This is a genomic window from Paenibacillus sp. 79R4 (genome assembly GCF_013393165.1).
In the GTDB taxonomy this organism is placed as follows: domain Bacteria; phylum Bacillota; class Bacilli; order Paenibacillales; family Paenibacillaceae; genus Fontibacillus.
On the sequence record NZ_QJOT01000002.1, the window covers coordinates 231,705 to 252,271 of the forward strand.

At 49.2% G+C, this 20,567-nt stretch carries 23 protein-coding genes; 21 read left to right on the forward strand and 2 right to left on the reverse strand.

Features of this window, described 5'->3' with window-relative positions:
* Positions 1–73 precede the first annotated feature (73 nt).
* The 20 genes from DMN77_RS03030 (at position 74) to DMN77_RS03125 (ending at position 17,473) form a co-directional block, all read left to right on the forward strand.
* A complete protein-coding gene (locus DMN77_RS03030; RefSeq protein WP_179013446.1) occupies positions 74–1,216 on the forward strand; it encodes a 1-propanol dehydrogenase PduQ in 1,143 nt (380 codons plus the stop codon).
* 209 nt (positions 1,217–1,425) lie between these two features.
* The gene (locus DMN77_RS03035; protein ID WP_068780887.1) at positions 1,426–1,782 is read left to right on the forward strand and encodes a BMC domain-containing protein; all 357 of its coding nucleotides are present in this window, start codon (positions 1,426–1,428) and stop codon (positions 1,780–1,782) included.
* A gap of 12 nt (positions 1,783–1,794) precedes the next feature.
* The gene (locus tag DMN77_RS03040; protein ID WP_068780888.1) at positions 1,795–2,226 is read left to right on the forward strand and encodes a EutP/PduV family microcompartment system protein; all 432 of its coding nucleotides are present in this window, start codon (positions 1,795–1,797) and stop codon (positions 2,224–2,226) included.
* An 80-nt stretch (positions 2,227–2,306) separates the two neighbouring features.
* Positions 2,307–2,879: an ANTAR domain-containing response regulator gene (locus tag DMN77_RS03045; RefSeq protein ID WP_068780889.1), complete on the forward strand. Its 573-nt coding sequence runs from the start codon at positions 2,307–2,309 to the stop codon at positions 2,877–2,879.
* Positions 2,872–4,296, forward strand: a complete 1,425-nt coding sequence (locus DMN77_RS03050; RefSeq protein ID WP_179013664.1) for a sensor histidine kinase — start codon at positions 2,872–2,874, stop codon at positions 4,294–4,296. The genes DMN77_RS03045 and DMN77_RS03050 overlap by 8 nt, the downstream gene beginning before the upstream one ends.
* Before the next feature lie 196 nt (positions 4,297–4,492).
* Positions 4,493–5,923: an ethanolamine ammonia-lyase reactivating factor EutA gene (gene eutA / locus DMN77_RS03055; protein ID WP_179013448.1), complete on the forward strand. Its 1,431-nt coding sequence runs from the start codon at positions 4,493–4,495 to the stop codon at positions 5,921–5,923.
* A 68-nt stretch (positions 5,924–5,991) separates the two neighbouring features.
* Entirely contained in the window at positions 5,992–7,356 is a 1,365-nt protein-coding gene (locus DMN77_RS03060; protein ID WP_179013449.1) for an ethanolamine ammonia-lyase subunit EutB, read from the forward strand.
* An 18-nt stretch (positions 7,357–7,374) separates the two neighbouring features.
* The gene (gene eutC / locus DMN77_RS03065) at positions 7,375–8,328 is read left to right on the forward strand and encodes an ethanolamine ammonia-lyase subunit EutC (protein WP_068780893.1); all 954 of its coding nucleotides are present in this window, start codon (positions 7,375–7,377) and stop codon (positions 8,326–8,328) included.
* 20 nt (positions 8,329–8,348) lie between these two features.
* Positions 8,349–9,002: an ethanolamine utilization microcompartment protein EutL gene (eutL, locus tag DMN77_RS03070; protein ID WP_068780894.1), complete on the forward strand. Its 654-nt coding sequence runs from the start codon at positions 8,349–8,351 to the stop codon at positions 9,000–9,002.
* A gap of 11 nt (positions 9,003–9,013) precedes the next feature.
* A complete protein-coding gene (locus DMN77_RS03075) occupies positions 9,014–9,682 on the forward strand; it encodes a BMC domain-containing protein (protein ID WP_179013451.1) in 669 nt (222 codons plus the stop codon).
* A 44-nt stretch (positions 9,683–9,726) separates the two neighbouring features.
* On the forward strand, positions 9,727–11,193 hold the full coding sequence (locus tag DMN77_RS03080) for an acetaldehyde dehydrogenase (acetylating) (protein ID WP_068780896.1): 1,467 nt from the start codon (positions 9,727–9,729) through the stop codon (positions 11,191–11,193).
* A gap of 120 nt (positions 11,194–11,313) precedes the next feature.
* Entirely contained in the window at positions 11,314–11,604 is a 291-nt protein-coding gene (locus DMN77_RS03085; protein WP_068780897.1) for a BMC domain-containing protein, read from the forward strand.
* Between the two features lie 157 nt (positions 11,605–11,761).
* Positions 11,762–12,592 (forward strand): cobalamin adenosyltransferase, encoded by an 831-nt coding sequence (locus DMN77_RS03090; protein ID WP_068780898.1) that lies wholly within the window; start codon positions 11,762–11,764, stop codon positions 12,590–12,592.
* Between the two features lie 13 nt (positions 12,593–12,605).
* Positions 12,606–13,232 carry an ethanolamine utilization phosphate acetyltransferase EutD gene (gene eutD, locus DMN77_RS03095; RefSeq protein WP_179013453.1) on the forward strand — a complete coding sequence of 209 codons (627 nt, stop codon included), beginning with the start codon at positions 12,606–12,608 and terminating at the stop codon, positions 13,230–13,232.
* A 28-nt stretch (positions 13,233–13,260) separates the two neighbouring features.
* Positions 13,261–13,956 (forward strand): ethanolamine utilization protein, encoded by a 696-nt coding sequence (locus tag DMN77_RS03100; RefSeq protein WP_179013454.1) that lies wholly within the window; start codon positions 13,261–13,263, stop codon positions 13,954–13,956.
* Positions 13,957–13,972: 16 nt separating this feature from the next.
* Positions 13,973–14,248, forward strand: a complete 276-nt coding sequence (locus DMN77_RS03105; RefSeq protein WP_179013456.1) for a EutN/CcmL family microcompartment protein — start codon at positions 13,973–13,975, stop codon at positions 14,246–14,248.
* On the forward strand, positions 14,241–14,786 hold the full coding sequence (locus tag DMN77_RS03110; protein WP_179013457.1) for a BMC domain-containing protein: 546 nt from the start codon (positions 14,241–14,243) through the stop codon (positions 14,784–14,786). Before DMN77_RS03105 ends, DMN77_RS03110 begins: the two co-directional genes overlap by 8 nt.
* A 68-nt stretch (positions 14,787–14,854) precedes the next feature.
* Positions 14,855–15,973, forward strand: a complete 1,119-nt coding sequence (gene eutH, locus DMN77_RS03115) for an ethanolamine utilization protein EutH (protein ID WP_068780903.1) — start codon at positions 14,855–14,857, stop codon at positions 15,971–15,973.
* A gap of 305 nt (positions 15,974–16,278) precedes the next feature.
* Positions 16,279–16,803, forward strand: coding sequence for a zinc metalloprotease (locus DMN77_RS03120; RefSeq protein ID WP_179013459.1), 525 nt, complete (start codon positions 16,279–16,281; stop codon positions 16,801–16,803).
* A gap of 25 nt (positions 16,804–16,828) precedes the next feature.
* Positions 16,829–17,473 carry a hypothetical protein gene (locus tag DMN77_RS03125; RefSeq protein ID WP_068780905.1) on the forward strand — a complete coding sequence of 215 codons (645 nt, stop codon included), beginning with the start codon at positions 16,829–16,831 and terminating at the stop codon, positions 17,471–17,473.
* A 75-nt stretch (positions 17,474–17,548) separates the two neighbouring features.
* On the opposite strand, the gene DMN77_RS03130 is transcribed toward DMN77_RS03125, so the two are convergent.
* Positions 17,549–18,439, reverse strand: a complete 891-nt coding sequence (locus tag DMN77_RS03130) for a M23 family metallopeptidase (RefSeq protein WP_256872210.1) — start codon at positions 18,437–18,439, stop codon at positions 17,549–17,551.
* A 160-nt stretch (positions 18,440–18,599) separates the two neighbouring features.
* Here DMN77_RS03130 and DMN77_RS03135 point away from each other — a divergent pair, with 160 nt between their 5' ends.
* Positions 18,600–19,712, forward strand: a complete 1,113-nt coding sequence (locus tag DMN77_RS03135; protein WP_256872211.1) for a GIY-YIG nuclease family protein — start codon at positions 18,600–18,602, stop codon at positions 19,710–19,712.
* On the opposite strand, the gene DMN77_RS03140 is transcribed toward DMN77_RS03135, so the two are convergent.
* Entirely contained in the window at positions 19,690–20,517 is an 828-nt protein-coding gene (locus DMN77_RS03140) for an AraC family ligand binding domain-containing protein (RefSeq protein WP_179013462.1), read from the reverse strand. The two genes, DMN77_RS03135 and DMN77_RS03140, sit on opposite strands and share 23 nt — an antisense overlap.
* Between the last annotated feature and the right edge of the window lie 50 nt (positions 20,518–20,567).

Sequence of the window (20,567 nt, forward strand, 5' to 3'; positions counted from 1 at the left end):
AAGAGGCTTTTGAAGGGAACATCCCTTTGAATGGCCTCTTTTTTTGTTGCAATTACTTCTTGGAGGTGCTTGTATGGATAAACTTTCAATTAAAGCCGACCTCTACATGGGGCAAGGCGCAATGGATCGTCTATCGGAATGGCGAGACAAACGAGTGTTCATCGTCACGGATCCATTTATGATCAAGTCTGGAATGATTGATCGGGTGATTGATCGGTTGGACAGCAGCAATGAGCAGTATATTTTCAGCAATATCGTACCTGATCCGCCGATCGAAGTGGTTACGGAAGGCGTCGAGGCGCTTGGCTCGTTCAACACCGATCTGATCATTGCCATTGGCGGCGGTTCAGCTATCGATGCGGCTAAAGCGATGAAATTGTTTGCCCAAAAACTGCTTGGCCGGCGTGATATCCCGTTCATCGCTATTCCGACAACAAGTGGAACCGGGTCGGAAGTTACGTCATTCTCCGTTATCAGCGACAAACAGAAAAACATTAAGTATCCGCTTGTATCCGACGATATGCTGCCGCAAGAAGCGATTCTGGATCCTGAGCTTGTCCAAAGCGTGCCGGATTTTATCACGGCTGATACCGGGATGGATGTGCTGACGCATGCGATTGAAGCGTACGTATCGATCAAAGCCAATGATATTTCCGATGCGCTGGCGGAGAAAGCAATGAAGCTGGTCTTTGCCTATTTGCCACGAGCTTATAAAGATGGGAATGATCTGGAAGCGCGCGAAAAAATGCATAATGCCTCCTGCCTTGCGGGGATGGCCTTTAATATTGCCTCACTGGGATTGAATCACGGGATCGCCCATGTAGCAGGAGCCAAATTCAAAATTGCCCACGGACGCATGAATGCAGTTCTCCTTCCGCATGTTATCGAATTTAATGCAGATTACAAGCCGGGATACGGCAAAGAGGACAGCAACAGAGCGGCGATTCGCTATGCTGAAATTGCCAAGATTTTAGGGTTGTCGGCCCCCCATGCGAAGAGCGGCGTCCGCAGTCTTATCCAAGCGATCAAACAGCTGCAGAAGCAGGTGAATATGCCACAGACGCTGCGAGAATGCGGTGTGGAACAAGCATTGCTTGAAGAGATGAGGGAATCGATCGCTGAAGGAGCGCTGAAAGACGGGTGTACGGAAACGAATCCACGTGTTCCTGCGGCAGAGGATGTGCTTCGAATTTTGAACAAAATGTTTCAATTCTAGGATCAAGTCGAGATTTGACGGATTTTGTGTTGACATCGCTTGCATTATTCAAATATAGTAAAAGTAACACAACGGCGTGTTGCCTATAATCAAAGCAAAGTGGCTTCTTAAAAATTCCGCGTGAACTTTTCCGCGTAAACTTTTAAGGGGCTTTTATTGTTTTTTGCAGGGGATTTTAGCGTTTTTGATACGAGAGTGAGATGAGAAGCATGGAACAAGGAGCCGAGAAACAACGTGTAATTCAGGAGTATGTGCCTGGTAAACAGGTCACATTGGCTCACATTATTGCAAACCCGAACCCGGATATATATAAGAAGCTGGGACTCGGAAACGAAGCGCATCAGTCGATCGGCGTCATGACGATTACCCCGAGCGAAGCCTCCATTATCGCTGCGGATATCGCAACAAAGGCGGCTGGCGTCCAGATCGGTTTTGTCGATCGTTTCAGCGGCTCACTTGTTATTACGGGCGATGTATCATCAGTTGAATCTGCGATCAGCGAAGTGTTGCTTGGATTGCAAAATATATTGGGCTTCTCGGCGAATACAAGTATTACGAGAACGTAGGGGAAGCTTAGGATGAAGAAAATCATATTTGCCGGAAGTACGGGATCGGGCAAAACCACGCTGTGCCAATGGTTGCACGGTGAGAAGATTGCCTACAAGAAAACGCAAGCCGTCGAAAATTTCGATCAGGCCATCGATACGCCTGGCGAATGCATCGAGAATCGGTATTTATACAAAATGCTGTTGGTCTCCAGTGTAGACGCTGACGTAATCGGACTGGTTCAGGATTGTACCAAAGAAGACAGCTACTTCCCGCCGGCTTTTGCGACAGTATTTGCCAAACCGGTTATCGGGGTGGTAACGAAAGTCGAGCTGGCTAAGTCGCAAGAGGAAATCGAACAGGCCAGAGCTCATTTGGCGGCAGCTGGGGTGGAGCAAGTTTTTGAAGTCTCAACGATCGAGAATGTAGGAGTGGATGCCCTTCGAGATTACTTAGAGGAGTAAACGATTCCGGTTCAATGCAAGCGGGACTTTAACTGTATGGCAGACAAGCAAATAACGACAGACAATGAGGTGCATGACGCATGAATGGAAAAATTGTAATAGTCGATGACGAACCTATTACAAGAATGGATATTCGTGAGATGCTCGAGGAGGCGGACTACAATGTAGTAGGCGAAGCTTCCGATGGCTTTGAAGCTATCGAATTATGCAAGAAGCATCTGCCTGACCTCGTCATCATGGATGTTCAAATGCCCATTTTGGATGGGCTTAAGGCGAGCAAACGAATTCACTCAGAGCAGCTGGCAGGCGGGATCATTCTATTGACCGCTTACAGCGACAAACAGACGATTGAAAAGGCATCCGCTGTCGGTGCGCTTGGCTACCTGGTAAAGCCGCTTGATGAAAAGTCGTTCATTCCTATGGTGGAAGTAACCATCGCCAAAGGCAGGGAATTCCGCAAGCTGGAACAAAATCTCTCGAAGCTCACGCAGAAGATGGAAGAACGCAAAGCCGTCGAAAAAGCAAAGGGCATATTGATGAGAGAAAACGGTTATACGGAAGAAGAAGCCTATCAAACCCTGCGCAAACTAAGCATGGATCGACGGTGTCCAATGATTGAAATTGCAAGCACTATCGTCATTTCCTATGATTGATTTCAAAGAGCGGGTCAGGCAGTTGTGCCACCTTCATACCGGATTGTCGGAAGGGGAGATAACCCAGATCTGCGAAATTGCCGAGTCTTTCGAAATGACCGAGGTGGAGGATGATGTCTTCATCGACGTATTGTCCAGCATGGCAAACGAAGCAGTGGTAGTATACCATCGCAGTCCCTGTCCAGGAAAATCGGTATATCAATTTCCGGTAACGGGTAAAAGGGCGCTTCGTGAAAATGAACCTGGCGTTCTGCGCACGTTGGAGACAGGCATTATGTCGCAGGGGCTCGTTGCCAATACACAGGAGAATCATCTGGTTCGGCAAACGGTATATCCTATTAAAAATCAGGCAGGCGTCATTGCCGTCCTGATCTATGAAAAAGATATCAGCGATAATATACAAGCCCACTTCAATATGCAGGGGATGTCATACGAGGATGGGGAGATGTCCTCAATGCTGACGGCAATGCTGCAGTTCAAGGATTCGATCATCAATCAATTGGAGGATGCCGTTCTGGTGTTCGACAAATACGGGTTTTTGAAGCTGAAAAACGAACGGGCGGATGTATATTACAGACAGCTTGGTTATTTGGAAGATATCCAGGGGTTGCATTACGATAATTTATCACTGGATCAGACGATGTTCTCGGAGGTGATGAGCCAGCATTCCTCCTCCCCATGTTGTCCGCTTACAGTTGAGGTGAAAGCCGCGGGCCGTTACTATCAGGTCAAACGCTTGTTTATTGAGGAAAAGGGGTTATGCGTAGGCGTTATTTTGCATGATATCACCGAGATCAGGAACAAGGAAGCCGAGATTATCTCCAAATCGGTTGCCATCCGCGAGATTCATCATCGGGTAAAAAATAATTTGCAGATGGTAGCATCCCTGCTGCGCATTCAGGGACGGCAGTGCAAAAGCCCGGAAGCCAAGAAATGCCTGGATGACAGCGTCGCCAGGGTACTTGCGATCGCGGCCACGCATGAATTATTATCGACGGAGATCCAGGCGGAAGTGGATCTGATGGAGGTGATCCGATTGATTGCATCTAATATCGAACGCTGTTTTGTCGATTGTCATGCAATCAAGATGGAGATCCTATCGGAGCAAGGGATTTGCTTGGACAGCGATCGAACCGTCACCGTCGCATTGATTGTCAGCGAGTTGCTGCATAACAGTTATGAACATGCCTTTGGCGATTGCTCGATTGGGAAAATCACGGTCAAAACCAGAGCAGAAGGCGGATTGGTGACGGTCGTTGTGGAGGATGACGGAGCCGGCTTCATCGTCGAGGAAGCTTCGCAAAAAAGCTTGGGGCTGTCGATTGTGCGAAGCTATGTCAAAGACAAGCTGAAAGGCAAGCTTTCAATTGAATCCGGCAATAAGGGCACAACCGTGACCTTTACATTTAAACAATAATATCAGCGGGCTACAAGGGCGTAGTCTTATAAGCGATGAGGCTTAAAGTAAACCATTTCGGTACATCCGGGTGGTTATCACTTTAAGCCTTTTTGTGTTAAGTGCGCGTTCAGAATGGCCGGTTTTCTTGTCAAAAGCGGGCTTTTTGAACAAGGCGTAGTCCCATGATCAGAAATCAAGCCAGGGGGTGAACAAAGTGGAAGAACAATTGCTCAGCGTAGGCATCGATATGGGAACTTCTACGACTCAGCTGGTACTTTCGAAGCTTCATATCCAAAACATGGCTTCTTCGTTTTCGGTGCCGCGCTTGGTGATTACGGAGAAAGAAGTGGTCTACCGAAGCGACATTTGCTTTACTCCCGTGTTGGAGGACAACCGCATCGACATGTTGAGGATTCAGTCCTTCATAGAGGAGCAGTACAAAAAGGCCGGCATCCATAAGGATGAAATCCAGACAGGAGCGGTTATCATCACGGGTGAGACGGCACGTAAAGAAAATGCCAGTGAAGCCGTGTTATCGCTAAGCGGTTTTGCCGGTGATTTCGTAGTCGCCACTGCGGGTCCTGATTTGGAGAGCATTATCGCCGCCAAGGGAGCAGGTGCCCATACGTATTCCAAAGAGCATGGCACTTCAATCGTCAACATCGACATTGGCGGGGGCACAAGCAATTTGGCCTTATTCGCCGATGGCGATCTGCTGGACACGGGCTGCCTTGATATTGGTGGGCGGCTGATCAGGGTAGATCGAGACTCGCATGCCATCACGTATATTGCGCCTAAAATTAAGCTGCTTGCCGAACGAAAGGGAATTCGTCTTGCAATGGGGCAGCGGGCCACTCCGGATGAACTTCAGCCGATGATCGGGGAGATGGTCAAGCTGCTTGAAGAAAGCGTCGGCCTCAGACCGCCGGGAGACTTCTATGGCACCATTCTCACCAACAAAGGGCTAAAGCTGGATCGGGCAATCCCGTGCATTTCCTTCTCCGGAGGGGTCGCGGACTACATTTATCATGAAGCGACAGGGGACATATTCGAGTTCGGAGACATCGGCATATTGCTGGGAAGAGCTATCGCCGCTTCCCCATTAACGCAGCAGTTAACCGTGGCCCGATCAACCGAGACCATCCGGGCTACCGTTGTCGGAGCAGGCTCCCATACGACAGAGATCAGCGGCAGCACGATTACCTATACGGAGGACAGCTTCCCGATCAAGAATATACCGATTCTAAAGCTTGCGGCCATCGATGAGTCGGGAAGCAGCGAGCGGCTGGCTCAGGCCATCACGGATAAGCTGGATTGGTTCAAGCTGAACAATGATTTGCAGCGGGTGGCTATCGCGGTGGAAGGAAAAAAGAATGCGAGCTTTCAGGAGGTTCAGAAATATGCCCAAGGTTTGTATAAGGGGATGTCTGAAATGCTGGAGCGGGAATATCCGCTCATTGTGATTGTTCATCATGATCTGGCGAAGGTGCTTGGACAGACTCTGTATGCCCTGCTGGATTACAAGAAAGATGTTATCTGCATCGACAGCGTACAGGTAGACAATGGCGATTATATCGATATCGGCAAGCCGATTGCGGATGGCAAGGTGCTGCCTGTCGTTATTAAAACGCTGGTGTTTCACTAAGAGTAGTCCATTACCATTACCGATTCAAGATTCTACTAATCGAGCAGCATTTGGAAGGAGGAGCTTTTGTGATTTTAAAAACGAAATTGTTCGGCCGAGTCTATCAATTCAAGACGCTTATGGAAGTGATGGCAAAAGCTAATGAAGAAAAGTCGGGGGATATGCTGGCCGGATTGGGAGCAGCTTCGTCCGAAGAGCGCGTAGCTGCCAAGGTGGTTCTTTCGCAGATCAAGTTGTCGGACTTGCGCAATCATCCGGCGGTTCCTTACGAAGAGGATGAAGTAACCCGCATTATTCAGGATGCCGTGAACGAGCGAATTTACAGTGAAATACAAAACTGGACTGTAGAAGAGCTTCGGGAATGGATTTTGAATGAGAACACAACGGAAGGCGACATCAAGCGCATCTCCCGTGGACTGACAGCGGAAATGATCGCTGCGGTTGCAAAAATTATGACGAACCTGGATCTGATATACGGAGCCAAGAAGATCCGGGTAACGGCGCATGCCAATACGACGATCGGTCGTCCAGGCACGTTGTCGGCACGGCTGCAGCCGAATCACCCGACAGATGATCCCGACGGTATCATGGCTTCCCTGATGGAAGGCCTGACCTTCGGGATCGGGGATGCGGTGCTCGGACTCAATCCGGTTGACGACTCCGTCGAAAGCGTTACGCGTGTCTTGAATCGGTTCGAGGAGTTCCGTCAGAAGTGGGAAATTCCAACGCAGACCTGTGTGCTGGCTCACGTCACCACCCAGATGGAAGCAGTTAAACGCGGCGCGCCAACAGGACTTATTTTCCAATCGATCGCAGGTTCGCAGAAAGGCAATGAAGCGTTTGGCTTCAATGCGGCCACGATCCAAGAAGCGCAGCAGCTTGTGCTGCATCAAGGCCAAGTGGTTGGGCCAAACGTCATGTATTTCGAAACCGGGCAAGGCTCCGAGCTGTCTTCCGAAGCCCATCACGGCATCGACCAGGTGACCATGGAAGCACGCTGCTACGGCTTTGCGAAGCGGTACAATCCGTTCCTTGTCAACACGGTTGTCGGCTTCATCGGGCCTGAATATTTGTATGATGCCAAGCAAGTTATTCGCGCCGGTCTGGAAGATCACTTCATGGGCAAGCTGACAGGCATCTCGATGGGCTGCGACGCCTGCTACACGAACCATATGAAGGCAGATCAGAACGACTTGGAAAATCTGGCGGTTCTGCTGTCTACTGCAGGCTGCAACTTCTTTATGGGCATCCCGCATGGCGACGATGTAATGCTGAACTATCAAACGACCGGATACCATGAAACGGCAACGCTTCGTGAATTGCTTGGACTGCGTCCAATTCGGGAGTTCGAACAATGGATGGAGAAAATGGGCTTTATCGAAAACGGCAAATTGACCAAAAGAGCCGGGGATGCGTCCGTATTTCTCAAGTAAGGAAAGGAGGAGGCTCATATGAACGAAAAAGATTTGAAATCGATGATCGAATCGATATTAAACGAGATGGTTGGCAACAAGATAGAGCAAGAAACAGCGGTGCCGGTTGTAGTAGCAGAACCTGAGGAATCGGCGCATGAAATTAGTGCAGAGGCGGCCGCAGATCCCCAAGGGGCAGACGAGCCCGAGGCGGTACAGCCCGACGACGGCGAATGCCTGGACGACATAACGGAAATTAACCTTCGCGAGCTTTTGCTTGTGCCTGATCCGGCAGACCGTGAAGGCTACATGAGAATGAAAGCAAAGACACCGGCTCGCCTGGGTGTCTGGCGTGCAGGGCCGCGGTATAAGACGATTACTTCGCTGCGTTTCCGCGCCGACCACGCCGCTGCGCAAGATGCTGTATTCTCCTACGTATCGGAGGATTTTGTCAAGGAAATGAAGCTGCTGCCGATCGCAACGATGTGCAGGGATAAGGACGAATACATTACGCGTCCGGACCTGGGACGCCAGTTCTCAGCCGAGACCATCGAGTATATCAAGCAGAACACAACTCCGCAGGCCAAGGTACAAATTATGGTTGGGGACGGCTTGAGCTCGGCGGCCATTGAAGCCAACCTGCGGGATATCATTCCATCGATGACTCAAGGTTTGAAAATGTACGGAATTGAAGCCGGCCATATTTTATTCGTCAAACACTGTCGGGTTCCTTCGATGGACGTGATCGGCGATGTGACGGGAGCGGATGTTATTTGCCTGCTTGTCGGCGAACGCCCGGGTCTTGTAACGGCAGAATCCATGAGCGCCTACATTGCTTATAAACCGACAGTGGGCATGCCTGAAGCGAGACGTACCGTTATCTCCAACATTCATTCGGGCGGTACGCCTGCGGTAGAAGCAGGGGCGCATATTGCTGAGCTGATCAAGACCATGATTGACCGAAAAGCATCGGGGATCGATCTGAAATTATAGGGAAGGGCTGGGAGATACGTATGAGAAACGAACCGATTCATGCACAGGTGCTTGGCATGAAGCTCATTTCCAACGTAAGCCTGGATATGGCAAACAAGCTTGAGCTGAAGCCGCACCATAAAAGTTTGGGTATCATTACGGCGGATATTGACGATGTAACCTATGCAGCGCTCGATGAAGCGACAAAAGCAGCTGCGGTCGATGTTGTATATGCAAGAAGCATGTACGCCGGATCAGCCAATGCTTCGACGAAGCTGGCGGGTGAAGTCATAGGGATTTTGGCAGGGCCAAACCCGGAGGAGGTACGAAGCGGATTAAATGCCGTCGTTGATTTCATCGAAAGCGGGGCTCATTTCGTTAACGCCAATGAGGATGGTAGCATTACCTATTTCGCTCATTGTGTATCCCGCACAGGTTCCTATTTATCCGAAACGGCAGGGATTCAGGAAGGGGAGGCGCTGGCCTATTTAATCGCTCCGCCGCTGGAAGCGATGTATGCCCTCGATGCGGCATTGAAAGCCGCCGATGTTACGATGGCCGCCTTCTTCGGCCCGCCTTCCGAGACTAACTTTGCCGGTGGTCTGCTGACCGGAAGCCAGTCGGCCTGCAAGGCAGCCTGTGATGCCTTTGCGGATGCTGTCCAGTTCGTAGCGGACAACCCGACGAGTTATTAAGGTAACGGCCCATGAGATATAGCGCATTAGGGTTGGTCGAGGTTAGAGGATATTTGGGCGCAGTCGCTGCAGCAGATGCCGCTTTAAAGGCGGCAAGCGTTACCTGCATCGGCGTGGAGATCATCAAGGGCGGATTGGTGACCGTCAAGCTGGAAGGTGATGTTGGAGCTGTGCAAGCCGCCGTTGCAGCGGGAGCGGAGATGGCGAAGCAATTAAATGTGCTGCTGACCCGCCATGTGATTGCCAGAATGCATGAGGAGACGGCAGCCTTGGTTGAAGGACTGCACGATGCAGACGCAAGTCCGCGTCCGGCAGATGGAGCCGCAGATAAGTTGCCACAGAAACAAGCCGTGGAAGCTGCTGAGATGGATGCTGGACAATGGGCTGGATCAGGTGAGATCAAAGAGAATGCAGCCGAGGCTCAACCAGAGTCGATACCACCAATAACGGAGGAAATCCAACTCCGGGCGGCGGAAGAGAAATCCACAACAGCTATCAAAGAAGCAGAAATAGCTAAAGACGGTGTGAAGCAGGCGGATGCTGCCGAGAAGTCATCTTTACCGGATAAAAAGCAGACCGCTGCCCTTAATAACAAGGACAATGACGGTAAACCTCGTGCGCAGCCGAAGCAAACCTCGGCAGCCAAAGTCGGGAAGAAATCAAATAAAGCAAGTTCATAAATACGTCTAGCGATCTAAAAATGCAGTAGAGAGAAGGAATATTGATGGAAACATTGGATAAAGACCTGAGATCCATTCAAGAAGTCCGTGATTTGATCAAGAAGGCCAAGCATGCGCAAGTGAAGCTTGCCGCTATGACGCATGAACAAATCGATGCGATCATCAAAGCTGTTGCCGATGCGGGTTACGAGCATCGCGAAGTACTGGCGAAAATGGCCAGTGAGGAAACAGGCTTCGGTCGCTGGCAGGACAAGGTCATCAAAAATGCTTTTGCTGCTAAGCAGGTGTACGAGTCCATTAAGGACATGAAAACCGTCGGCATCCTGAAGGATGACAAGGAGGCCAAGCTGATGGAGGTAGCTGTTCCAGTCGGCGTCATTGCCGGCCTGATTCCCTCTACCAACCCGACCTCGACGGTCATCTACAAAACGCTCATTGCGCTTAAAGCCGGCAACAGTATTGTGTTTTCCCCGCATCCCAATGCGCTGAAATGTATTTTGGAAACGGTGAAAGTGATCAGTGAGGCCGCTGTACAGGCCGGATGTCCGGAAGGAGCGATTGGCGTCATGACGGTCCCGACTATCCAAGGAACGGATCATTTGATGAAGCATAATGATGTTGCCTTGATTCTTGCAACGGGCGGAACGGCGATGGTTAAGGCCGCATACTCGTCCGGTACGCCGGCCATTGGCGTTGGACCTGGCAACGGTCCGGCATTTATCGAGAAGAGCGCGAATATCCCGCTTGCGGTTAAACGCATTATGGATTCCAAGACTTTCGACAACGGCACAATTTGCGCATCGGAACAATCCGTTGTCGTCGAAGCATGCAGCAAGGAAGCGGTTGTGGCTGAATTTAAAAAACAAGGCGCGTATTTCCTCTCTGCAGAGGAAGCCGATCAACTTGGCAAATTTATCATGCGTGCCAATGGCACCATGAACCCGCAAATCGTTGGCCGCAGCGTAGAGCATATTGCAAAACTGGCGAATCTGGATGTTCCTGCAGAAGCGCGCGTGCTGATTGCCGAAGAAACCCGCGTAGGCCGCAATGTTCCTTACTCACGCGAGAAGTTGGCCCCTATTTTGGCTTTCTATACTGAAGACAGCTGGGAGGCCGCATGCGAACGCTGCATCGACATTTTAAATGGAGAAGGCGCGGGCCATACGATGTGCATTCACTCCGAAAATGAAGAGATTGTGCGTCAGTTCGCTCTGAAGAAGCCGGTATCCCGCTTGCTCGTCAATACACCGGGTACGCTGGGCGGTATCGGCGCTACAACAGCACTTGCACCAGCGCTTACACTCGGCTGCGGCGCGGTTGGCGGAAGCTCCACATCCGACAACATCAGCCCGTTGAATCTGCTTAACATACGCAGAGTCGCTTATGGACTAATGGAGATGGAAGATTTGGAGCGCAAGGAAGAGTCGCAATCGAAGACAGCCTGCAGTCTTCCAGAGGATAAAGAGCAGCTTATCAGCATGATTGTGGCACGCATCCTTGAACAAATGTAAGTTCAACATGATTTCATAGACAAACAGATCCATCTTTTATAGAACCATCTAATCTATTATAGGTAACACCGGTAACCCCAAAATTCAATATAAATATAAATTATTAGGAGGAATTTTATTATGGCAAACGCAAACGCATTGGGAATGGTAGAAACGAAAGGTTTGGTAGGAGCCATCGAGGCGGCAGATGCAATGGTGAAAGCAGCGAATGTTACCCTCATCGGCAAAGAGCAAATCGGTGCAGGTCTCGTAACGGTTATGGTTCGCGGTGATGTAGGTGCTGTGAAAGCAGCTACCGATGCAGGCGCAGCAGCGGCAGAACGAGTTGGCGAGTTGCTGTCGGTGCACGTTATTCCAAGACCACATGCCGAAGTAGATGCAATCCTGCCAAAAACCAACAAAGCGGAATAACTATAACCGGACAAGCCGGATAACAAAGACAGCAGGATGCGGGCGCTCAATGCCCGCATTCCGCTTCTATTCATAGTGCTTGATCCTGGCTTGAAACGGTATGGACGTTCGCATATAGGAATATGAACACGCATTCGCCATAAAAGGATGTGAAAGCATGGCTGTGATTACGGAAAGTGAGCTGCGGAAGGCTTTTCGAAATCGGAATCCGAAGGATGCTGCCGTTTATGAGGCGGCGGCTGGAACTATACTGACGCCCTCAGCTAAGAGCTTCTTGACCGATCATCAGATTGAATTGCGGTATGTGACGGCCGCTGAGACGGATAAAGATACGAAAAATGAATCGGTCCCAGAAACCGCGCAAGCCCAGGCGTCACAAAAAGAAGTAAAGCTTCAGGTTACGTCTAACCTGGACGTTGAACCGGCAGCTGGCGGGAAAAAGAGGTTTCGTACGCTGTACGGCGGATTTTTGGAAACGAAGCCTGAGCATATGACTCATTTGTATGGAAATATGCTTGTTTTTAAGGATCATCCACGGATATTGTTCCGCGGGAAGCTGGACTCATTAGAGACGAAAATATTGGAAGCGCAAATCAGCTGCTCCAAGCTGAAGATGAGCAAGCTGGTCAGCGACTTGGAAGAGATTTTGCAGTTCGTTAGACGGCTTGTACGCTGCGAGGTGTTAAGCGAGAGCATTGAGGAGTTCTATTTGCTTGGACTGGATCCCAAGGAACTCAGGGAGCAGTCCCATTTTCCCAAGAAATATTTCGGACTGGAACATTTTCAACCCAGCTATGATATGGGCGAAGCGGTTGTTGTCATAAATGCATTGCGCACATTGACGAGGGAGACAGAACTGCTGGCTTATCAAGCTTTTAAGAAGGAACACGGAGATGTGGAACGTGAAGATATTATTCGCTCATTGAACAGGTTGTCATCCTTGTTCTGGATTATTATGTTCCGTATCCGTGTTGGAGAGTACAACTGAAGAGGTGACTTAGGTGGATAACCAACTGGTTGAGAGCATCATTCATGAAGTGGTCAAACGCGTGCAGGAGGAAACCTGCATCGAAATCGAAGCATCCGGCAAGCATGTCCATTTGTGCCGCGAAGATATCGATGCCTTGTTCGGCAAGGGCTATCAACTGACAAAAGCCAAGGATCTTTCCCAGCCGGGACAATATGCTTGCAAGGAACGCGTGACGCTGATCGGGCCCAAGGGCTCTTTGCATAATGTTGTCGTGTTGGGGCCGGAACGTAAAGCATCGCAAGTAGAGGTATCGCTCACGGATTCGGTCGTGCTTGGAATATCCGCTCCGGTAAGAGAAAGCGGCAAGCTGGAAGGGACTCCGGGAGTGATCATTGCTTCCGGCAGCAATATGATTCGGCTGGAACAAGGATTGATTGCTGCACAGCGCCATATTCACGTTAAGGCAGAAGATGCCGAGAAATACAACGTGAAAAACGGTGAAATCGTACAGGTAAAAGTGTATGGCAAACGTCCGCTTATTTTTGATGATGTGCTAATTCGGGTAAGCCCGAATTATGAGACTTATATGCATATCGATTATGACGAGGCCAACGCCTGCGGTTTTACAAAAGGCACGAAGGGAAAAATTTTGAAATAAAGGCATCCGGATTTAGGAGCGTGAAAAAATGAACATTGAAGCTCTGGATCGGGCTGCAGTGATCGAAGCCGTGACGGCCGAGGTTATGAAGCAGCTGGAACAACTGGCGGAGGGAAAGTCGGTAGCGGCAGCCCAAAAGCAAGCGGTGCTTCTGACTGCGGAGCCAATGCCGGAACTGGAAAACAAGCTGAAGCCCTATTATGAGGTGCGTTATTACGATGAGACACTTAGAGACTGCGATGTGCTGATTATCCCCAGCATCTGCATTCAGCTCTTAGCCCACCTTGCCAACGGCATAAGCGCAGGCCCGCGTGAACGGTTCGTATTGATGATGCTGCTGAAAGGACGCAAGGTTATTGCACTTGAAGAAGGATTGCTTTATCGCAAATACAAATCGACTGCTCCTGTATTGCTATACAAAATGTATGACGAATTTGCGGGCAAGCTAAGCAACTGCGGTATCCGAATAGCGAACGAAGCAGGATGGCTTGCGGCTTGCTTGGACGAAGACCGGGCTGCCAATATGCAGGCAGTCCATCATGCGTCATCGGCAGAGATAACGGATGAGGCCGAAGTATTAAAACGCAAGGTCATAACCGAAGCAGAAGTGAAAAAGCATCGCTTGCGGAACGGAACAGAAATCATTATAGATCGGCATAGCATCATTACGCCGCTGGCTCAGGATTATTTGCGTATGCAGCAAATGCAGGTACGAAGAAGATAACGGGCGGGGTGAACCTATGATCATGGGACAAGTTTTGGGAAGCCTATGGGCTACCCGCAAGGATAATAAGCTGAACGGGATGGCCTTCCTCGTGGTCAAACCATTAGCGTATGGCAAGGAACCCGCCACTGGCGAATGTTTTGTCGCTGTGGATAATGCCGGGGCGGGAATAGGGGATACAGTGCTGGTTACGACCGGGAGCGCGGGCCGAACCTCGTTTGCCAATTCAGACGTTCCTGTTGATGCGGTCATTGTAGGTATCGTTGATTCCATCGAGGTGACACATGACTAGTGCAATAGGTGTGATTGAGCTGCGCAGCATTAGCAAAGGTTACGAGACGGCTGACCGTATGCTGAAGACTGCGCCCGTTGAAGTGCATCATATGAAACCGATCTGCCCAGGCAAGTTTCTGATCATCATGAGCGGCGATACAGCGGACGTACAGGCGGCGATGGAGACTGCTAAGGCAGAAGTCGGCGAGTTTCGAATCAGCGATTTTGAATTGCAGGGCGTTCATTCCGACATTATCGCTGGCTTAAAGCGCCGTAGCTCCTCACAACCTGTAGATGCGCTTGGAATTGTGGAGACGTCGACGGTGTCATCGGGGATTTTTGCGTTAAATGAAGCTTTGAAGCAATGCGATATTCATATGAAAAAAATGAATCTTGGCATGGCGATAGGCGGCAAATTCCTCGCCGTGTTTACGGGAAGTGTCAGCGATGTCGAGCAGGGGATGAAGGTATTTGTATCCTCCATGGATCCAAAGCGAATGGTTCATCATACGGTGCTTCGTTCCCCGTCTGAGGAAATCATTCAACACTTCCGGTAAGGAGTTTCCAGAGCAGCAGGCTATCATTTGCTTTGGGTCATATAGCGAAAGAATGGGGGAGCATGTACGTGGAGATTAATGAAATTATCATATACGGCATGGTTATTTTCATGATTCTGGGTGCGATCGATAAGTGCATTGGCTACAAGTTCGGCTTGGGGCATCAATTCGATGAGGGGATTATGGCTATGGGGTCGCTTACACTTGCCATGGTGGGGATCATTTGCCTGTCTCCGGTCCTGGCCAAAGTGCTAAGTCCGATCGTTGTTCCGGTATACAGCGCATTGGGGGCAGACCCTGCCATGTTTGCCACAACCTTGCTGGCGAATGATATGGGCGGCTTCTCGTTAGCCCAAGAACTGGCGCAAAGCCCGGAAGCAGGATTATTCGCAGGCACGATTTTGGGGGCTATGCTTGGCCCGACGATTGTATTTATCATCCCGGTTGCGCTTGGCATTATTAAGAAGGAAGACCAGAAATATTTGGCTACCGGCGTGCTTGCCGGTATTGTAACAATCCCGCTGGGCTGTTTGATTGGCGGTTTGGTTGCAGGTTACTCGATCAGCATGATTTTGTCCAACCTGGTTCCAATCATTTTGTTTGCTGTCCTGATCGTGCTTGGATTGTGGAAGTTTCCGCAAGGCATGATCAAAGGATTTACGATTTTTGGGCAATTCATCGTTATTGTAGCGACATTGGGACTCGCTTGCGGCATAACTCAGCAATTGACCGGGATGACCATCATTCCGGGGCTTGCTCCGGTTGAAGACGGAATCAAGATCGTTGGCGATATCGCTATAGTACTCGCCGGCGCTTTTGCAATGGTATTTGTGATTACGAAAGTATTTAATAAACCGCTAATGAAGCTGGGCCAACTGCTCGGTATGAATGAGATTGCGGCAGCTGGCCTGGTGGCTACGCTCGCTAACGTCATTCCCATGTTTGGCATGATGAAAGACATGGATGCGCGGGGCAAGGTCATTAACGTTGCATTCGCTGTGTCGGCTGCATTTGTATTCGGCGATCATCTTGGCTTTACGGCCGGAGTTGCGAAGCAAATGATCTTCCCGATGATTGTCGGCAAGCTGGTCGGAGGGATTACGGCGATCATTGTAGCCGTATTTCTGGCTAAGAAGATGGCTCCGGACTCGAAGGAGCCGCAGAAGGACTTACAGCAGATTTCATAGCATTCAGCATTTCCCTCAGTTCTTTTAATAGAGCTGAGGGTTTATTTTTTTTCGATAGGATGCGGGACAAGGAAGGCTTCAAGGGCTTAAAAACCAAATGGTTTATATTGCTATTAAAGGTATCATATGGTATAAAATTAATAGAATCATAGAGTTCTATTTTAATCAATAAAGGGAGATTCACAGGTATCCGGAAGGCGGTGTATAAAACAGACGGAAGGGCGGTAAATGCAACAAGTTCAAGCCCGTCAACGTCGGTCAATGTAACCGGGTGGTTCAAGAAAAATTATGCCGAGGTGAGCATTTTGAAAATTAAAATTATGAAATTAGCGGTCGCAGCTATCATTCTACTTCCACTATTGCTCGGTCTTAGCTTTCAGGCAAATGCAGAACTAACGAATATCGGAAGCCCGAAACCGGGCATTGATGTGAAATATCCGGATAATCTGAACGATACATGGAAGACACCGATTTCCAATGGAATCTCCGCCTGGAATGGTACTGCAACCAAGGTCACTATCGGTTATCTGAGTTCCTCCACGAATACCATCACGGCAGCCCAGTACGCCGATACATGGTACGGATTAAACACACAATGGTCATCCCCTTATAAATACACCATTCAATTAAACGCCAGAACTATCACCAGAGATGCCACGAATTTCTCCAATTTCGTCAAGGGAGCCACCGTTCATGAATTTGGCCATTGCTTCTTCTTGAAGGATAACCCCAATACAACACAAGCCTCGATTATGAAATATACTAACAACTTTAATACCGTAACAACCCCACAGCCGTATGACATTAATGACGTTAATTCCGTTTATTAATTAGAGGACCTGGAGGAGGATGGGCATGAATAAAAGTAAATGGGTTCCTGTGTTCTCGGTATTTTGCCTCACTATGGCGCTGCTTGGTTGTGGATCTAATGGAGCAAAGTCCAACGAATCGCAAGCTTCTGCCAGCAAAGCTTCTGAAGCCGTTCCGAAGCAGGAAATCTCGATTGAGGCTTCTTTTCCGAAATACAGCAGCTTGGGGGAACTCGAAAATCAGGCAGACCTGATCGTTGAAGGGCGGATACTAAGCTCTACATTCCAATTTCTGAATGTTGCTCAGAAGCCTTCCGATCCCGCTGATGCGCAATTAAACCCGGGCACCGATCCTGCGGACAGTCCGCTGATCCCATACACTATTTACGATGTGCAGATTCAGAAGGTTTATAAAGGTGAGGTGACGGAGAAGGAGACTATACAAGTAAAACAGGTTGGCGGCGAGAATCAGAAGACGATCTTCAAGGTTAATGATTCGACCGGGCTTAAAATGAATGGCGATTATATTATGTTCCTGGCAACTTACGATCACTCTCCTGCATCCCTGCTGAACCCGATTCAAGCTTCTTATCAGCTGGTTGATAACCAGATTGTCGCTAGCGACAAGAACCCGATCAAGCTGAACTTCAAGGATTTGAAGCAGCTAACGGAGTCATCGTCTATGAAGTGAATATGCTGTTAAATGCAGAAGACTCATATCCAGGGCCAGCAGGTCTGAAGAATATGAGTCTTTATTTTTAGCGATTTAGGGTTGCCGAAGCGGAAGGACGACAGCTCCTTTTTCGGGCATAGGCACTGCATCGGTTCCTGTGAAATATAACGGAAGCCCCTCCGCCAATATGGGATGAGGAGTGGACAATGGATTTTGCCGCTGATGATGAATATGCAGATGGGGCTCAGAGCTTGAACCGCTGTTGCCGACCCGCCCCAGAACATCGCCCGGCTTCACATGGTCCCCAATCTGAACTTGAACACTATTTTGCCGAAGATGGTTCAGGAGCAAATAAGTCCCGGTCTCATCTATTTTCAAGTAGACATGATTGCCTTCCATAGACAGCACATCCTCTGAACCGGGTGTTATATCGGGCTCTGCGCCGTATGCAGCGATAACTGTACCGGATACAGGGGCGATTACATCTTGATTCCATATCCCGTAGTCTTCAAAATGAGTACTGCCTGTGCTATATGGCTCCATCAGCAGATCATATGCCCAGCGCTCTGACGGCCATATGACGTGGGGAAGATTGGTATGGGTGGAATCCCCGCCCCAGCCGACAACCGTGGGTCCGGCAAGAGGCCAGGTAGCGGTAACGGCGGGTTTGGTTCTGTCGATTTGTGCGGGGTAAGGCATCCGAATGATATTTAATGTGAGAAGCAGATGCAGCGCCATTATCGTACATAGCCCAAAAGTGATTATTCGACCTGCAAGCCGTCTTCTCTTGGACAGATTGATCGCGATAAGGACAAGACTGATCAGCATGCCTGCGGAGCCGAGGAACGGTATAACGAGCTTTAGCAGAAACCAGGCGTAAACCGACGGCAAGCCGGACGCCCCCAGGACAATCATCCACAGCAAAAAAAGGATGAAGGCCAGCAACGTGTTGGTATTCCCGATTTTGCGGTTAATTTTTCTCATAACTACCTCTATATTCAATATTGTCGATAATAACCTCTTAATCTATAACGATTGAAATAGTAGAATTACTACATAAGTATAGCTGAGATGAGCGGATGAATTAGAGAATGGTTGATATTCTGACATAATGAGAAGCTGGGAGATTTGGAGGAGACCAGAGTTGAACACACATGTAGCAGAACGGGTTAGAAATTTGCCTTTAACGCCGGGGGTATATTTGATGAAGGATTCCCGGGGAACGATTATCTATGTTGGCAAGGCCAAGCAGTTGAAGCGGAGGGTTCAGTCGTATTTTCATCATGCCAAGTCTCATTCGCCGAAGATCGCCAAGCTGGTCGCCCACATCGCTGAGCTGGAGTATCGCAATACCGATACGGAGTTTGAAGCATTTATGCTGGAGTGCAGACTGATTCAAGAGCTGAAGCCAATGTATAACAGGAAGATGAAGAATCCGCTCGCCTATACCTATGTAGCGGTTCGAAATAAGGCCGGTTTGCGGCGTATGGAAGTGACTGAAACCTCAGAGGGTGACGGCGAGAGCATGTATTTCGGCCCTTATACCGCCAGTAAACATTCGGTTCAGCGAGCCATTGAGAGTATTGAGGAGTGCTATCACCTTGCTTGCCGTCAGCCGTTAACGGGGAGGGCGTGCCTAAATTATTCTCTCGGGTTATGTCTGGGAGTCTGTCTTGGCGGGGAGGCGGTGCAGGAGTATGAGCGGATCATGGATCGTATCGTCAGTTTGCTTCAGGGCTCGGGTTCAGCGCTTTTTGATGAGATGGAACAAAGCATGCAAATGGCGGCAGAGAGCTTTGAGTTTGAAGCGGCTGCGAGATGGAGAGATCATATAGAATCCGTGAAATTTCTGTTAAGCAAGAGAAAAGTAATTGAATTTTCGGCGCAAAATCTTAGCACTGTCGTCTATGAGTATATAGATGATGCTGCAATCAAGCTTTTTCTGATTAGACAGCACGAACTTTTATTTAGTCAAAAATATGCTCTCCCTGCAGATGGGCATCAGAGAGGGTTATTAGCGGCGGAGATTCGATCGAGAATCCTGCAATATTTTCGGATAGATTCAGACCCTGGCAAGGCCATGGCTCAAATAAGCCGGGAAGAGATCGATCAGGCTCAGATTATATATAACTATTTACATGGAAGTGGAAGCTGTCATCTCCATATCCAGCAATCCTGGCTGAAGGAGATGGAGCAGCAGGAGTTGGATGAAGCGCTGGACAGCTTCCTGCCGCCTATTTCCCGCGAAAATATTTAGGGGATTGCCCGATGATCTTCTTGAACATTTTCGAGAAAATGAATGGATCCGTGTAGCCGACGGAACGCGATATGTCGCTGATGGACAAAGCCGGGTTAGCTAACAGTTCAGTCGCCCGGTTCATTCGGTATTCTACGAGGAAGCTCTGTAGGGAGCTGCCGTATTTCGCCTTGAACAGGCTGGATAAATAGGTTCGGTCCAGACCAACAAACGCGGCGATATCCTGAATCGTAATCTTCTGGCTGTAATTGCTCTCTATAAAACCTATCGCTTGCTGGATATAGGCATCTCTGGAGGGAGAAGACTTGGACGGTTCCAAAGAGGTTTCAGAGCAGGATATAAGCTCGGCGATTAGCCGATAAAGAATGCTTTGGCTTAACACATCGCTGCTTCGTTCGGCATGAACGGCCAATAGATCATCGTAGAAGGATTCAAAATAGGGGTTATGAGGCGCATCATATATAAGCTGGGATGCTTCAAGCTGAGCGCGTCTCATAAATGATTTAGCGCTGAGACCGTGAAAGGCGACCCATGAATACGTCCATGGATCAAGCTCATCTGCTTCATAATGAACAATCGTACCCGGTTCGATCAGAAAGCCTTGACCGGCGGATAGCGAATAGCTATGATTGCCGCTGTGAAATACACCGCATCCGCTATGAACATGATGAAGAATATAGGTATCGCGTACCCCTGGACCCCAGGAATGATTAGGCAAGCACTCCTCCTTGCCGAAGAAGATCAGGTTCAGGTCCAGCCGATCCGGCGGCATCGCGGAATTAATGGTAACATTGATTCGAGACATGCAGCAGCATCCTCCATTCGTAAAGTAAGTGGAAGTTACATATTACATTA

Bases quoted from the DNA above. Each gene is read 5' to 3' on its own strand.
- DMN77_RS03030 (WP_179013446.1), top strand. From the start codon at position 74: ATGGATAAACTTTCAATTAAAGCCGACCTCTACATGGGGCAAGGCGCA.
- DMN77_RS03035 (WP_068780887.1), top strand. From the start codon at position 1,426: ATGGAACAAGGAGCCGAGAAACAACGTGTAATTCAGGAGTATGTGCCT.
- DMN77_RS03040 (WP_068780888.1), top strand. From the start codon at position 1,795: ATGAAGAAAATCATATTTGCCGGAAGTACGGGATCGGGCAAAACCACG.
- DMN77_RS03045 (WP_068780889.1), top strand. From the start codon at position 2,307: ATGAATGGAAAAATTGTAATAGTCGATGACGAACCTATTACAAGAATG.
- DMN77_RS03050 (WP_179013664.1), top strand. From the start codon at position 2,872: ATGATTGATTTCAAAGAGCGGGTCAGGCAGTTGTGCCACCTTCATACC.
- eutC (WP_068780893.1), top strand. From the start codon at position 7,375: ATGAACGAAAAAGATTTGAAATCGATGATCGAATCGATATTAAACGAG.
- eutL (WP_068780894.1), top strand. From the start codon at position 8,349: ATGAGAAACGAACCGATTCATGCACAGGTGCTTGGCATGAAGCTCATT.
- DMN77_RS03075 (WP_179013451.1), top strand. From the start codon at position 9,014: ATGAGATATAGCGCATTAGGGTTGGTCGAGGTTAGAGGATATTTGGGC.
- DMN77_RS03080 (WP_068780896.1), top strand. From the start codon at position 9,727: ATGGAAACATTGGATAAAGACCTGAGATCCATTCAAGAAGTCCGTGAT.
- DMN77_RS03085 (WP_068780897.1), top strand. From the start codon at position 11,314: ATGGCAAACGCAAACGCATTGGGAATGGTAGAAACGAAAGGTTTGGTA.
- DMN77_RS03090 (WP_068780898.1), top strand. From the start codon at position 11,762: ATGGCTGTGATTACGGAAAGTGAGCTGCGGAAGGCTTTTCGAAATCGG.
- DMN77_RS03100 (WP_179013454.1), top strand. From the start codon at position 13,261: ATGAACATTGAAGCTCTGGATCGGGCTGCAGTGATCGAAGCCGTGACG.
- DMN77_RS03105 (WP_179013456.1), top strand. From the start codon at position 13,973: ATGATCATGGGACAAGTTTTGGGAAGCCTATGGGCTACCCGCAAGGAT.
- DMN77_RS03110 (WP_179013457.1), top strand. From the start codon at position 14,241: ATGACTAGTGCAATAGGTGTGATTGAGCTGCGCAGCATTAGCAAAGGT.
- DMN77_RS03125 (WP_068780905.1), top strand. From the start codon at position 16,829: ATGAATAAAAGTAAATGGGTTCCTGTGTTCTCGGTATTTTGCCTCACT.
- DMN77_RS03130 (WP_256872210.1), bottom strand. From the start codon at position 18,439: ATGAGAAAAATTAACCGCAAAATCGGGAATACCAACACGTTGCTGGCC.
- DMN77_RS03140 (WP_179013462.1), bottom strand. From the start codon at position 20,517: ATGTCTCGAATCAATGTTACCATTAATTCCGCGATGCCGCCGGATCGG.